The organism is Photobacterium sp. HL06 (assembly GCF_059552575.1).
Window position 1 is genome coordinate 858,662 of record NZ_CM183914.1, and the last position, 14,791, is coordinate 873,452.

Below are 14,791 nucleotides of genomic sequence, written 5' to 3' on the forward strand. Positions count from 1 at the left end.
TCTTACTCGAACGTCGACCAAATTGGCGCATGATCAGACGGTTTCTCGATCCCGCGCAGCTCGTAGTCGATCCCCGCTTCCACACAGCGCTCGGCCAGTGATGGCGTTGCCAGAACCACATCGATGCGCAGGCCGCGGTTATCGACAAAGCCTTTAGATCGGTAGTCAAACCACGAGAACTTGTCGTCAGCTTCTGGGTGAAGCTGGCGGAAGGTGTCGACAAAACCCCAGTCAAGCAGCGTTTTCAGCCACTCGCGTTCAATTGGCTGGAAAGAGCACTTACCCGTTTTCAGCCAGCGTTTGGCATTGGCCGGGCCGATGCCAATATCCAGATCGATTGGGCTGATGTTGATATCACCCATCACAATCACTTCTTCTTCGCTATTGTGGTGATTATTCAGGTAGGCCATCAAATCGGCATAGAATTTTTCTTTTGCTGGAAACTTGGTTTCATGGCTGATGTTTTCACCTTGCGGGAAATAGCCATTGAGTACGGTCACTTTCTTACCGTTCTCCTGCTCGAAAGTTGCCATGATCATACGGCGCTGGGCATCTTCGTCATCAGTCGGGAAGCCCTTGCGAACTTCAACGGGCTCTTGTTTGCACAGCATAGCAACACCGTAGTGTGCCTTCTGGCCATGGTGGTAGACTTTATAGCCCATCGCTTCGACATCTTCGAGCGGAAAGGCTTCATCGTGAACTTTGATTTCCTGCAGGCCAATCACATCTGGCTGGTGTTTGTCGATCAGGGCTTGAAGTTGGTGAAGGCGGGCTCGAAGGCCGTTGATATTGAAGGAGATGACTTTCATTCTATTTATTCCTAAAGATTATCAGGCTGTTAACTGGCAGTGGCCGGATTTTATCATACAACCAATGAGGCGGTGAAAGAACTGCGCTTGGGGAATCGATTTAACGTCAGGGGATATGGTGTATAAGAGTCATGTTATTTGTAATAAAGAACATGCTTTTAATGTATTTATATGTGTGATAGTTTTCGTTTTTTCTATTCATCAAACCCAATAATAATGAAACCAATTGATGACTTTGATATTCGGCTATTAAAGCTCTTTCTGATTATTGTCGATAGTGGTGGGTTTTCTGCTGCTCAATATCAATTAAATATGCACCAGTCTAGCATAAGTAAAAAAATGAGTGATTTAGAAACTCGTTTGGGTATGACATTATGCCAACGTGGAAGAGGTGGTTTTAATTTAACCAGTGATGGTTTGAAGGTTTATGAGATAAGCAAAAAGTTATTTCAACATATCAATGATTTTCAAGAAGAAATTAATGATATACGTAATGTTTCGAGTGGTAGTGTCCAGATTGGCTTTACGGATAATTTAGCGACGAACAAAAACTGTCATATACAAACCGCACTCAGTAATTTTTGTAGGAAGTATTCAAAGGTTAATATCAACACTCATATTTTTGATTCTTCCCTGATTGAAAAAAACTTACTAGAAAATAAATTTGATATTGGGATTACTTCACCAGAAGTGTTCAAGGGCGGCCTAAAATATATCTACATTTTTAATGAGCAACAGTATTTATATTGCACCCCCTTGCACCCGATACTGGCGCTAAGGCGCACAGTCACAGCAGAGGATATCCTGGCCCATCCTGTTGTTGACCGCGGGTTGGCCCATCCTGTCACACCGCTGAGCGATGCCCGTGAACATTTGTATAAATCAAAAACAACGAATATGGAAGCCACTGCACATATGATCCTTTCTGGATACTTTATCGGCTACCTTCCGGAGCATTATGCACAGATATGGATTGATCGAAAGGAGATGGTAAAAATTCCGACGACAGTAGATCTAGAGTATAAACCGAACTTTTATTTGACGGTGAATGAAAAACAGGATTTATCACGTGCAGCAGGGGCCTTGGTCTCGGCAATAATTGACGCGCATGATGTGAAAGGCTGTAGTGAGTTGGAATATCTATTAAAAAGTGTTAGCGGATAATTAAATATTCTGACTGCTAATATTAAACTAGTTGTATTTGAGTTTGAGAAATAACCATTTAATATTCTGACAGGATCGGCAATTATGTATTACTTAATTAAATCGCCAAGTAGATATTATAAAATTGCTATTTAATTATGAGGTTAAAAATATATAACTACACACTCTTTGATTGTGGTTATTTAGAGGCTGCCTCATATGCAACATCCTTCTTTGTCGGTTAACCTTAGAATAATCGAAGATAATAGTCGTATGCTGGTTCGTCTTTGTTGCGATAAAGGGGTTATTCCAGTCGGGATATCCAGCCTGGTGGAAGGTTCTGAGTCAATTGCCCGTGCGATGATATCTGGTGGGATCCAAACCATTGGGGATACGCAATTGCAAAACCTGATGAAGTTAGCCGATCTTCCGCTGCGAAGAATGTTACTTAGGCAAGTGTTACTCTCAGAAGTCGACAATGTGGTAAAGCACACTGATGTCTCTCTTCACACTGATCGTGTCGTTCTGGAGGCTTTGTCTCAGGCGGCAGTTATGAGTGGTAAGCATCATGAGGTGGTGATTATGCATGACTTGAACTACTTGTCTGCAGCCGGGCTTGATGACGCTGAGACGGAAAATCTTGCCGAGTTGGTGTTGACACTTCCAGGGCTAACACTGATTGGGATTGCTAGCCATCTGGCTTGTTACGGTGAGGTTGAGGCTGCGACCGGCAACGACAATTTGCTTGGTGAGCCGAGGCAACAAGCTGACTGGGTAAGTTGCCGCAACGTAGAAAACCTATCGGGTGCAGGTGTTGCAGGTGTTGTCTTGATGGTACCGAGAAATGGGGCGCCGCGCCTGACGCAGTTACGCTTGGGGAGCTCGTTAATTATGGGAATTGGGCTAAATGCAGCCTCAATTCCGGATATGCCCCAGTCGGCAATGAGCCTGCAGGCTGAAATTATTGAAATAAAAGAAAAGTCTTCTGTTTATGTTTATTCCATTCACGCCGACAGATTTGATGATGAACTTCAGTTTAACGATCGTGGTACCAGGCTAAGAGCACTGTGTGCGATAGGTAAACAAGAGGTCGATATTAGCCAGCTGACTCCTGCTGATGATGGCATTATGATCATTGGTGCGACAGATAACGTATTAATCCTCGACATCACAGATGCGGATCATCGCTATCAAGTTGGCGAGCCGCTGAGCTTCCACCTCTCATATCACGCTGTTTTGCAATGTATGACCTCAGGCTCGGTATCTAAACATTATCGATATTAATCCAGAACGCCTGGCCGCTGACAGTTGTGGCCAGCTTATTCAGAAACTTCGAATAATACCATCAAATCATTGGTACCGACCTTCCTGATAGAACCGCATATACTCAAAGGCAATTGAAGATATGTGAGGTGGTTGCAATGGGTAAGTTAGTCAAAGGGGTTTGGCAGGACGTCTGGTACGATACGGGTTCTAATGATGGTGAATTTGTCCGGGAAGATGCCGGGTTTCGCCATTGGCTTACTGCGGATGGTGGGCCGGGGCCAGGCGGCCAGCAAGGGTTCAAAGCCGAATCTGGACGTTACCATTTATATGTATCACTCGCCTGTCCCTGGGCGCACCGGGCCTTGATTTTCCGTCAGCTGAAGGATTTGGTTCCCCATGTTGGTGTCACGGTTGTCAGCCCGGATATGGCAGAGAAAGGATGGACTTTCAGTGAGCCTGAGCCAGTAAACGGGTTTCAGTATATGCATCAGTTATATACCAAAGCCAAACCAGACTACACAGGCCGGGTGACAGTACCAGTTCTGTGGGACAAACAGACCCAGACCATTGTCAGCAACGAGTCCTCCGAAATTATCAGGATGTTCAATACTGCATTTAACGATCTCACTGGCAACCATGAGGATTACTACCCGCAAGCATTACGGGCCGGGGTTGATGAGTGGAACGACTATATCTACCCGACCATTAATAACGGTGTGTACCGATGCGGCTTTGCGACCACACAGGAAGCCTATGAGGCTGCTTTTGGCGAGTTGTTTACAGCACTGGACAAGGTAGAAAAACATTTGGCAGGCAGCCGCTACTTAGCCGGAGAGTCGCTGACTGAAGCGGATTGGCGGCTCTTTACTACACTGGTACGTTTTGATGCTGTCTATGTTGGACATTTTAAATGTAATCTCAAGCGGATTGCCGATTACCCTAATATCCAGGGGTACCTGAAGGAGTTGTACCAATATCCAGGGGTAGCTGACACGGTGGATTTCCACCATATCAAAAGGCATTACTATTTCAGCCATACCATGATCAACCCGACGGGAGTTGTCCCGCTTGGGCCTGAGCTGGATTTGTTGTCAGCACATGGCCGTGACAGTTTGTGATTCAGCTTGGTATCAGCTGGCCAGCGCTGCCGTATCACTGGTGAGCAGAGACTTGTTGGCTCTGCGTTTATAGGCCAATGCGAGATGCATCTGGCGGGGGGAGCTTGACGGAGCACTCATCTGTGTTAGCAGTCGATCACGCCATTGTGCAAGCTCATCAGGCAGTGGCATTGATGTCACTGCCTGTAGGCTTTGTCGTATTTTCGGCTCGCTAAACAATTTCGCTTGGTATAGACACTGTAGCCGACCAATATGGGCCTCACTGCAGTAGGGATAATCGATGAGAACCTGTTCATAGAGAACCAGTGCTTGGCCTGCTTGCTGGGTATTGAGCAGCTGGTAGCAATGGGCCAGGGTTTTTTCTAGGTTTTTGACTGACTGCATTAGCGTTTCATTCGTGCTAAGTGCGTTAAGGCGATTCTGGCTATGGCCGTCAAAGCTATCTCTAAGCTTCAGAGCACGGTAGATTTCACCAATGATCCTTGTTTCTCCTAGGTGTGCCAAGGCTGGTAACACATCGGCGAGGATCACAGAAGGCAGCTTGGTGATGGCGTCAAAGTAGGTCGACAACCCAAGCATCAACCGACGTTTGGCCTTGAGTGGCTGCTCTTGGGCCAGAAAAAGTCTTGCCAGGGTGATATGGCCAAAGCTGGTCAAAAACGGCTGCTGAGTTGGCAGGAGCCTGATGTGGGCACGATGATGAATGGCTTTCAGCTCTTGCCTGAGGTGCCGGCGATTTTTGTTTGAGTGCAGAGAGAAGTAAAGCTGTTCAAAAATGGCAGTGAATTCGGCAAAACAGATAATCCAGCCAATATCAATAATTGGCAGCCTTGCTGCTAATGTTTTTCCTGCCGTAATAAGGCTGTCTTCTTTATTGAGATCGGCGGCTAACTGGGCTACGGTCAGTGACCGCTGACTGATACTTGGCGTGAAGTGCAAGGCAGTTTCAGCCGTCGCCAGCGCGTCATAGTATTGTTTGTTTTCTTCCTGGTAAATAGATAAACAGTCATAGGCGTCCATGATTAGTGGAGAGCGTTGGATCAACAGTTCGAGTACCGCGATGGCTTCTGTTACTTTGCCTTTGTGGTGTAGCAGGCGAGCTTCAATCAGGCTGACTTTATGGGTGGGATTTTCCTTTTTTAGAATATCGGTAATACGCTCAGCTTGCTCCCACTGATTGGATTCAATGAGTAGATCCAGCAACAATGCTTCGATTCTATGGTTATGCCCCAATAACCGGAGTTGTTTCTTACATTCATCAATAGCCTTGGGGATCCCGTGAACTTCAAGTGCTTCGTAGATAGGCTTGCGCTCTATGCAGGCGGTACGTACTTCAAGCAGTTTTTTCTTTAATATCGCCGGTGTAATAGGCTTGGTCATAAAGCTATCGGGCTCTACAGCCATGGAGGTCAGGATCACTTCGGTGGACGTGTCGCCGGAGATCATAATGATGCCACAGTCTGCAGAGACATATTTGCGCCGCCGGAGTAGGCAAAGCAGCTCAAAACCATTAAGAGTGGTATCTAGGTGATAGTCGGTCAGCAAGAGGTGGTAGTGATTTTTTTTGCAGCTTTCGATAGCGTCCTGATGGGTCAGTGAAATATCAATATCGTTAATATCAAGTTTGTGCAGGAGGCTTTTTAACATCAACGCAGCAGTACGTTGATCGTCAACAATCAATACCTTTAACTTGTTGAAATCAACATCAACGGGTTGCTGGCTATTGCTCTGGCTCCGGGACATTTCACATCCTTGCGTTCGTGTTAAATATGCATCTGGTTTTACTCTAGTTGTTTTCTCAAGATAGTCTGTCTCAAAAAAGAGATTCTTATTAATAGGGTAGTCTTTTTTTGATAAGGACAAAACAAAAAAAGCCAGCTGCTTTCGCAACTGGCTTGAAGAATGGTGGAGGGAGATGGATTCGAACCATCGAAGGCGGAGCCGTCAGATTTACAGTCTGATCCCTTTGGCCACTCGGGAACCCCTCCACGGGGTATTGCTAATTGTTTGGCTTTCAAAGCCAGAAAACTGTTGGCCACTCTTACGAGTTAAACAATTTTCAAAATGATGGTGGAGGGAGATGGATTCGAACCATCGAAGGCGGAGCCGTCAGATTTACAGTCTGATCCCTTTGGCCACTCGGGAACCCCTCCACGGGGTGTTGCTAGTTGTTTGGCTTTCAAAGCCAGAAAACTGTTGGCCACTCTTACGAGTTAAACAATTTTCAAAATGATGGTGGAGGGAGATGGATTCGAACCATCGAAGGCGGAGCCGTCAGATTTACAGTCTGATCCCTTTGGCCACTCGGGAACCCCTCCACGGGGTGTTGCTAGTTGTTTGGCTTTCAAAGCCAGAAAACTGTTGGCCACTCTTACGAGTTAAACAATTTTCAAAATGATGGTGGAGGGAGATGGATTCGAACCATCGAAGGCGGAGCCGTCAGATTTACAGTCTGATCCCTTTGGCCACTCGGGAACCCCTCCACGGGGTGTTGCTAGTTGTTTGGCTTTCAAAGCCAGAAAACTGTTGGCCACTCTTACGAGTTAAACAATTTTCAAAATGATGGTGGAGGGAGATGGATTCGAACCATCGAAGGCGGAGCCGTCAGATTTACAGTCTGATCCCTTTGGCCACTCGGGAACCCCTCCACGGGGTGTTGCTAGTTGTTTGGCTTTCAAAGCCAGAAAACTGTTGGCCACTCTTACGAGTTAAACAATTTTCAAAATGATGGTGGAGGGAGATGGATTCGAACCATCGAAGGCAGAGCCGTCAGATTTACAGTCTGATCCCTTTGGCCACTCGGGAACCCCTCCACGGGTTTTTTTGCCACAAGTAAATATAACTTGTTTTGGCCTGAAAGATGTACCTTACAACAAAAAAGGAACAGCTTTCAAGAATAATGGTGGAGGGGGAAGGATTCGAACCTTCGAAGGCGGAGCCGTCAGATTTACAGTCTGATCCCTTTGGCCACTCGGGAACCCCTCCACAAGTGCGGAGCGGATAATAGCAAACATTGCGTTACTGTAAACCCTTTTCCTGCGAAATTTTGTCTGCATGCTGCTATTTTCATCATATTGTTGATTGTCAGGACATTACACCACGTTTGTTAGCGCCACCTTCGCAACATATAAACGGATTATTGCTTAACTTTACATTTCTTTACCCCGTTTAAGGTTTGGTTTCGATATTATTCAATCAGTTTTCTTTAAGCGGTTTTTATCATGAAAAAAATCCTTGTAGCAGCACTGGTAACGGCTGCTCTTTCTGGTGGCGGTTTTTTGTATTTTCAGGGCGAATCCCACGCGGCAGAAAAAAAAGCAGCGCCGGGGGCTAGTCGGCTTATTCCGGTGACGACGGGAGAAGTGTCTTCACACCCTGTTGCTCAGTCGTTGGCACTGGTCGGTAAATTAGAGGCGCAGCGTTCGGTGAATGTCGCGACTCAGGTGGCAGCCAAGGTCGAGAGTATTGTGGCTGGCGTAAATAGCCAGGTTACCAAAGGGGAACTACTGGTTCAGCTTGATGATGCCAAAGCGCGTGCAGCTTACGAGGAAGCACTGGCGTATTTAAATGATGAAAAGCGTAAATACCGTGAGTATAAGAGCCTGGTTAATCGCGGCGCTATTACTCAGACTGAGCTCGATGCCCAGCTGGCCAGTGTGAGTATTGCCGATGCCAGGCTGAAGGCTGCAAAGGCCGAATTGGATGACCATGCCATTCATGCCCCTTTTGCCGGCACGGTAGGATTGATTGATATCAGTCCGGGCCACATGCTAACCGTTGGTAGTGAGCTATTCTCTCTCGATGATCTGTCATCAATGCGCTTGGATATTCAGGTTCCCGAGCAGTATCTCTCTTTTCTGATAGAAGGTATGTCGGTAACGGCAACCAGCCAGGCATGGCCGGGACGGGAATTTGTGGGCGAAATTCAGGCCATTGATTCCCGGGTTCAGGCTGATTCCCTCAATATTAAAGTCCGGGTGAATTTCAACAATATCGATAACAAGCTAAAGCCAGGAATGCTGATGGCGGCCACGATTGGTTTTGTGCCTCAGGATGCCGCGATCATTCCTGTGCAGGCACTGGAATATTCCGGCACCAAGCGTTTCGTCTACTTGGTTGATGAGCAGAATATTGCCCGCCGTACTGAAGTAACACTGGGGGCCCGGGTTGAGAATGAAGTGGTGATTGAATCGGGTATTAATATTGGTGATCGTCTCGTTGTGCAGGGGCTGGTAAACATGCGCGACGGGAGTAAGATCAATGATCTCACTGCTAAGAAGCAACTTGCATCGGGAGACAGTGCCTAATGTGGTTATCAGATGTCTCCGTTAAGCGCCCGGTTGTTGCAATTGTTTTAAGCTTGCTGCTGTGCGTATTCGGTATTGTCTCTTTTACTAAGCTGTCTGTCAGGGAAATGCCAGACGTCGAAAACCCGGTAGTTAGCATATCGACCCGCTATGAGGGCGCATCCGCGACGATTATGGAGAGCCGGGTGACCACGGTACTTGAAGATCAGTTATCGGGGATCAGCGGGATCGACAGTATAACCTCGACAACCCGCAATGGCTCCTCCCGGATCAAAATTGAGTTCGAGATGGGTTGGAACCTGACCGAAGGCGTCAGTGATGTGCGTGATGCCGTTTCCCGGGCCCAGCGTAGCCTGCCTGATGAAGCCGATGATCCCGTGGTATCAAAAGACAATGGTTCTGACGAGCCTGCGCTTTATATCAACTTGACATCAAATACCATGGATAGGACTCAGCTGACGGATTATGCCGAGCGGGTACTGATGGACCGCTTCAGCCTGATCAACGGTGTCAGCTCGGTGCAATTAAGCGGTGCCCTGTACCGGGTGATGTACGTGAAGCTGCTACCGGAGCAGATGGCAGGTCGTGGGGTAACCACCAAAGATATCGTGGATGCGCTCAATGACGAGAATGTTGAGCTGCCGGGGGGGGAAGTGCGTAATGATACGACCACCATGTCGGTACGAACCGCGCGCCTGTACCGGACGCCTGATGATTTTGCTTATCTGGTTGTGCGTACTGCCGATGATGGAACCCCGATTTACCTAAAAGATGTCGCGAAGGTGTCTATTGGGGCTCAGAACGAGAACGCCACTTTCAAAAATAACGGTGTCTCCAACCTTAGCCTTGGCATGGTAACCATGACCGATGCCAACCCGTTGAATGTTGCAACAGAGGTTCATGCAGAAGTTGAGCGTATGCAGCGGTTTGTTCCTGAAGGGACTTCACTGTATGTCGACTATGACTCTACCGTGTTTATCGACCGATCGATCAGCGAAGTTTACAGTACCTTATTTGTGACTGGTTTGCTGGTGGTGTTGGTGTTGTATATCTTTATCGGCCAGGCACGGGCAACGTTGATCCCAGCAATTACTGTACCGGTTTCATTGATTTCAGCTTTCATGGTGGCGTACTTCCTGGGCTTTTCGATCAACCTGCTTACCCTGATGGCACTGATCCTGGCTATAGGCCTGGTGGTCGATGACGCCATCGTGGTGGTGGAGAATATCTACCACCATATCGAAAAAGGTGAGCCTCCGCTGTTGGCGGCCTATAAAGGAACGCGAGAAGTTGGATTTGCTGTTGTGGCGACAACCGTCGTACTGGTGATGGTCTTTCTGCCGATCTCTTTCATGGACGGTATGGTTGGTCCGTTATTTACCGAGTTCTCTGTACTGCTGGCGGTGTCGGTGATCTTCTCGTCACTGGTGGCCCTGACGTTAAGCCCGGTACTCGGTAGCAAGTTGCTGAAGGCGAATGTAAAGCCGAGCAAATTCAACCAGTGGGTTGATAGCATGTTCGGTAAACTGGAGGCACGTTACCGTCAAGTTGTGACCTTTTCGGTGCGATATCGATATGCTGCGCCACTGATTGTTATAGCTTTCATTGGCCTCAGTGCCGTGTTGATGAAATCAGTACCTTCTCAGTTGGCACCGCAGGAAGATCGCGGGGTGATTTTTGCCTTTGTCAAAGGCGCCGAGGGGACTAGCTATAACCGGATGGTCGGCAATGTCGAAGAAGTCGAGCGTCGGTTGCTGCCGATGGTTGGTGAAGGAGTGATCAAATCGCTATCTATTCAGACTCCAGCTTTTGGCGGTAATGCTGGCGATCAGACCGGTTTTGTCATCATGCCGCTGGAGAACTGGGAAGATCGTAGTGTATCGGCTTCCGAGGCGCTGGGGATGGTACGCAAGGCATTGCAAGGGATCCCCGATGTACGGGTGTGGCCGTTTATGCCAGGCTTTCGCGGCGGATCGTCAGAGCCGATACAGTTTGTTCTTAACGGGGCTGACTACGACGAGCTGTTTCAGTGGGCAAGTCAGCTGATGGATATCGCAGAGGCCAGCCCGATGATGGAAGGGGTTGATCTGGACTATGCAGAAACAACCCCTGAGCTGGTGGTCACCGTGAATCGCCAGCGTGCTGCTGAGCTGGGTATACCGGTTTCTGACATTGCCGAGACCTTGGAAATCATGCTAGGCGGCCGCAGTGAAACCACTTTTGTTGATCGCGGTGAAGAGTATGACGTTTACCTGCGAGGTGATGAGAACAGCTTTAATAATGCAACGGATCTGAGCCAGATTTATGTCAGGGCTCGTTCCGGCCAGCTGATCACTTTGGAATCTGTCGCAGAAGTCGAGGAGGTAGCGTCGGCGCAGAAGCTGAGCCATAACCAGAAACAAAAATCGATCACGTTGAAAGCAAACCTGGTGCCTGGCTATACCCTGGGTGAGGCGCTGGAATTTCTTGATGCCAAGGCATTGGACATGCTGCCTAGTGATATCGTGATTGACTATGCCGGAGAATCAAAGGATTTCCGTGAGAACCAGAGCAGTATTCTGTTGGTATTCGGTTTGGCATTGCTGGTGGCGTATTTGGTACTGGCCGCTCAGTTTGAGAGCTTCATTAACCCGATGGTAGTGATGCTGACGGTGCCAATGGGGATATTCGGTGGCCTGGCGGGCTTGTTGATCTTGAACCAGAGCCTGAATATTTTTAGCCAGATAGGGATGATTATGCTGATCGGGATGGTAACCAAGAACGGTATTCTGATCGTCGAGTTTGCCAATCAGCTCCGCGATAAAGGTGTGGCCTTCGAGCAAGCCATTATTGATGCTTCTGAGCGTCGCTTGCGCCCGATTTTGATGACCGCGTTTACGACCTTGTTCGGTTCGGTGCCATTGATCCTGTCGACAGGGGCAGGGGCGGAAAGCCGGGTTGCCGTTGGTACGGTAGTGTTCTTCGGGATGGCCTTTGCGACTTTTGTGACGTTATTGGTGATCCCTGCGATGTACCGTTTGATGTCGGAGAAAACCGCCTCGCCAGGTCATGTTGCCGAGCAGCTGGAAAAAGCCCTGCAGCATGATTATATCGGTCGTACCAGCCACGGTGAGCTGCCGGAAGCCAGGGAAAGTTAGTCTTGGTGAAAGACTGAAGTTTTTCTTAACTAGAAACCGCCTATTTGGGCGGTTTTTTTCATTATTCCTTTTCCAGTACCCGGCGGGGTTGGTAGAATTAGGGAGTAATACCAAACTGAACAATTATCTGATCCAATCAGGCCAGATAATTATTCAGTTTGGTATAAAGCCAATTTAACTGACCTTGATCGCGTTGCGAAACGCTCATTAAAGAAGAACATCATGTCTCAGAACCAGCCTCAGAATTCAACTGACAATGCCGACCAGAATCAGGCAAAAGCAGTACGTTTAAATAAATTTATCAGTGATACGGGCTTTTGCTCACGCCGTGAGGCGGACAAGCTAATTGATCAAGGCCGAGTGACCATCAACGGCCAGGTGCCGGAAATGGGCATGAAAGTACAGCCGGGTGACGAGGTGCTGGTGGACGACAAGCCCCTGCGCGCCAAAGAGAAGCCAATCTATATCGCGCTGAACAAGCCGACCGGCATTACCTGTACCACTGAGCGCCATGTGAAAGATAACATTGTTGACTTCATTGGCCACCGTAAGCGTATTTTCCCAATTGGCCGTCTGGATAAGCCATCTGATGGCCTGATCTTCCTGACCAATGACGGTGATATCGTCAACAAAATCTTGCGTGCGGGCAACTCGCATGAAAAAGAGTATGTGGTCCGTGTTGATAAGCCGATCACCCAGGAATTTATCGACAAGATGGCTTCAGGCGTTGAAATCCTCGATACCGTGACTTTGCCATGTAAAGTCACTAAGGAAACGACGTATTCATTCCGTATCGTGTTGACGCAGGGCCTGAACCGCCAGATCCGTCGTATGTGTGAGACGCTGGGCTATGACGTATTCAAGCTGCGCCGCGTTCGCATCATGAACATCAGTATCGATGGATTGCCTAATGGTAAATGGCGCTACCTGACAGATGCCGAAATTGCTGAAATTCACAGCCTGATTTCGGCTTCCAGCGGTACGGAAGAAGCGTCGCAGGTTGATGGCAAAGGTTCATCAATCAAGAAAGCCACCGATGCCAAGCTATTTGACAGTCGCCAGCAAGATGCCGAACAGCGTAATAGCGATAAGGTGCAGTACAAAACCTATAAAGGTAAAGGTGAGTTCAATCGTAAGCGCCGCTCTGGTGAGCGCGATGAGTCGCGTTCTGATGATCGCCGTGGTTCTCGTCCTAATCGTGGTAACAAACCTGGCCACAGTAAGCCTAGCCGCGATAATGATTTCTCTCGTAGCCAGAATTCAGGTTCGAGCGGTATCAAGAAGTGGAAATCTAAAAAAAGCTCGTAATTTTGCTCAAGGCCTCTGCTAGAGTCCCTGACAGGTATTGTGACATACGATGATCAAGTAGCGAGAGATGCTTCTCTCGCTATCATCATAGTTACATCAATACTCCTGCTCCCATGTTTTCGCCTTCCTGCTCAACTGAACCCAGCAGGCTCCAATTCTTTCTCAAATATTAAGATAATTCCCCCCTTGCATTCCCTGCGACTAATTTGCACTATGTACTCATTAACGAAGTCATAATTATGAGCATACCAACTAGAAAAACACATTGAGTTGGTATCAAGAAGCATCAGAAAAACACAGAGGAAGTAATGGCAGGCAATACGATAGGACAACTTTTTCGCGTCACTACCTTTGGTGAAAGTCATGGCCTGGCACTAGGGTGCATCATTGATGGCTGTCCTCCGGGATTAGCGCTGACTGAAGCTGACATGCAGCATGATTTGGACCGTCGCCGTCCTGGTACTTCCAAGTACACGACGCAGCGCCGTGAACCTGATGAAGTGAAAATTCTATCAGGTGTCTTTGAAGGGCAGACAACCGGTACCTCGATTGGCCTGTTGATCGAAAATACTGATCAGCGCTCAAAAGACTATTCAAACATCAAAGATAAGTTCCGTCCGGGACATGCTGATTACACTTACCACCAGAAATATGGCGTGCGTGATTATCGTGGCGGTGGCCGTTCATCGGCTCGTGAAACGGCAATGCGTGTGGCCGCTGGTGCTGTAGCCAAGAAATACCTCAAGCAAGTGCATGGTATTGAAGTACGTGCCTACCTGTCCCAGATGGGCGATGTCACGATTGATAAAGTCGACTGGGATCAGATTGAGCAGAATGCATTTTTCTGTCCTGATGCTGATAAAGTTGATGCATTTGACGAGCTGATCCGCAAGCTAAAGAAAGAAGGCGATTCCATCGGAGCCAAGCTGACTGTCGTAGCCAGCAATGTACCTGTTGGTCTGGGAGAACCTGTTTTTGATCGCCTTGATGCAGATATTGCCCATTCATTGATGAGTATCAACGCAGTGAAAGGCGTTGAGATTGGTGATGGTTTCGATGTGGTTGAGCAACGTGGCAGCGAGCATCGCGATGCAATGACGCCAGAAGGCTTCAAAACCAACCATGCTGGCGGCATCTTGGGTGGGATCTCTTCCGGTCAGGATGTGGTAGCGCATATTGCCCTGAAGCCGACTTCAAGTATTACCGTACCGGGTGAAACAATTAACCGCCAGGGTGAGAGCGCAGAAGTGATCACTAAAGGCCGCCATGATCCATGCGTAGGTATCCGCGCGGTGCCGATTGCCGAAGCAATGCTAGCCATTACCTTGATGGATCATCTGCTGCGTAACCGTGGACAGAATGCAGATGTGGTCACAGAGACACCGAAGATTTGATTTTTAGGCCCTAGGGCCTAAAAAGAAGCGGGGGAAGGCTCCGCCTTGGAAGCGAGATTGCGGGTTACGCTTCGCTCCGTGAAGCGAGAAAAAGCGAGAGTTGTTGTTGACTCTCGCTTTTTGCTTTTATCATCTGCGACGCTTCACGCTTCACGCTTCACGCTTCACGCTTCACGCTTCACGCTTCACGCTTCACGCTTCACGCTTCACGCTTCACGCTTCACGCTTCACGCTTCACGCTTCACGCTTCACGCTTCACGCTTCACGCTTCACGCTTCACGCTTCACGCTTCACGCTTCACGCTTCACG

At 48.2% G+C, this 14,791-nt stretch carries 9 protein-coding genes and 7 tRNA genes; 7 read left to right on the top strand and 9 right to left on the bottom strand.

Annotated features, from left to right (window positions below; translation table 11 throughout):
• Nucleotides 1–2: 2 nt before the first annotated feature.
• The gene (gene xthA, locus AC51G0_RS04300) at nucleotides 3–809 is read right to left on the bottom strand and encodes an exodeoxyribonuclease III (RefSeq protein WP_496300827.1); all 807 of its coding nucleotides are present in this window, start codon (nucleotides 807–809) and stop codon (nucleotides 3–5) included.
• A gap of 171 nt (nucleotides 810–980) precedes the next feature.
• Here xthA and AC51G0_RS04305 point away from each other — a divergent pair, with 171 nt between their 5' ends.
• The 3 genes from AC51G0_RS04305 to AC51G0_RS04315 all read left to right on the top strand — a co-directional run bounded on the left by AC51G0_RS04305 (nucleotide 981) and on the right by AC51G0_RS04315 (nucleotide 4,336).
• Nucleotides 981–1,973: a LysR family transcriptional regulator gene (locus tag AC51G0_RS04305; RefSeq protein WP_496300828.1), complete on the top strand. Its 993-nt coding sequence runs from the start codon at nucleotides 981–983 to the stop codon at nucleotides 1,971–1,973.
• A 198-nt stretch (nucleotides 1,974–2,171) separates the two neighbouring features.
• Nucleotides 2,172–3,236: an alanine racemase gene (locus AC51G0_RS04310; RefSeq protein WP_496300829.1), complete on the top strand. Its 1,065-nt coding sequence runs from the start codon at nucleotides 2,172–2,174 to the stop codon at nucleotides 3,234–3,236.
• A gap of 137 nt (nucleotides 3,237–3,373) precedes the next feature.
• Entirely contained in the window at nucleotides 3,374–4,336 is a 963-nt protein-coding gene (locus AC51G0_RS04315) for a glutathione S-transferase family protein (RefSeq protein WP_496300830.1), read from the top strand.
• Nucleotides 4,337–4,348: 12 nt separating this feature from the next.
• On the opposite strand, the gene AC51G0_RS04320 is transcribed toward AC51G0_RS04315, so the two are convergent.
• From AC51G0_RS04320 to AC51G0_RS04355, 8 genes are all read right to left on the bottom strand, one after another.
• Nucleotides 4,349–6,079 (bottom strand): response regulator, encoded by a 1,731-nt coding sequence (locus AC51G0_RS04320; RefSeq protein WP_496300831.1) that lies wholly within the window; start codon nucleotides 6,077–6,079, stop codon nucleotides 4,349–4,351.
• A gap of 160 nt (nucleotides 6,080–6,239) precedes the next feature.
• Nucleotides 6,240–6,324: transfer RNA gene (locus tag AC51G0_RS04325), tRNA-Tyr, on the bottom strand.
• Nucleotides 6,325–6,404: 80 nt separating this feature from the next.
• Nucleotides 6,405–6,489: transfer RNA gene (locus AC51G0_RS04330), tRNA-Tyr, on the bottom strand.
• An 80-nt stretch (nucleotides 6,490–6,569) separates the two neighbouring features.
• Nucleotides 6,570–6,654, bottom strand: a tRNA-Tyr gene (locus AC51G0_RS04335).
• A gap of 80 nt (nucleotides 6,655–6,734) precedes the next feature.
• A tRNA-Tyr gene (locus AC51G0_RS04340) sits at nucleotides 6,735–6,819 on the bottom strand.
• A gap of 80 nt (nucleotides 6,820–6,899) precedes the next feature.
• Nucleotides 6,900–6,984, bottom strand: a tRNA-Tyr gene (locus AC51G0_RS04345).
• A gap of 80 nt (nucleotides 6,985–7,064) precedes the next feature.
• Nucleotides 7,065–7,149: transfer RNA gene (locus AC51G0_RS04350), tRNA-Tyr, on the bottom strand.
• A gap of 87 nt (nucleotides 7,150–7,236) precedes the next feature.
• Nucleotides 7,237–7,321 (bottom strand) — tRNA-Tyr (locus AC51G0_RS04355).
• A gap of 236 nt (nucleotides 7,322–7,557) precedes the next feature.
• On the opposite strand from AC51G0_RS04355, the gene AC51G0_RS04360 reads away from it, so the two are divergent.
• The 4 genes from AC51G0_RS04360 to aroC all read left to right on the top strand — a co-directional run bounded on the left by AC51G0_RS04360 (nucleotide 7,558) and on the right by aroC (nucleotide 14,482).
• Complete coding sequence (locus AC51G0_RS04360; protein WP_496300832.1) at nucleotides 7,558–8,643, top strand: efflux RND transporter periplasmic adaptor subunit; 1,086 nt, start codon at nucleotides 7,558–7,560, stop codon at nucleotides 8,641–8,643.
• On the top strand, nucleotides 8,643–11,780 hold the full coding sequence (locus AC51G0_RS04365) for a multidrug efflux RND transporter permease subunit (protein WP_496300833.1): 3,138 nt from the start codon (nucleotides 8,643–8,645) through the stop codon (nucleotides 11,778–11,780). Before AC51G0_RS04360 ends, AC51G0_RS04365 begins: the two co-directional genes overlap by 1 nt.
• 222 nt (nucleotides 11,781–12,002) lie before the next feature.
• Nucleotides 12,003–13,088, top strand: coding sequence for a 23S rRNA pseudouridine(2604) synthase RluF (gene rluF / locus AC51G0_RS04370; protein ID WP_496300834.1), 1,086 nt, complete (start codon nucleotides 12,003–12,005; stop codon nucleotides 13,086–13,088).
• Between the two features lie 308 nt (nucleotides 13,089–13,396).
• Nucleotides 13,397–14,482 (top strand): chorismate synthase, encoded by a 1,086-nt coding sequence (aroC, locus tag AC51G0_RS04375; protein WP_496300835.1) that lies wholly within the window; start codon nucleotides 13,397–13,399, stop codon nucleotides 14,480–14,482.
• The last annotated feature ends 309 nt before the right edge of the window (nucleotides 14,483–14,791 follow it).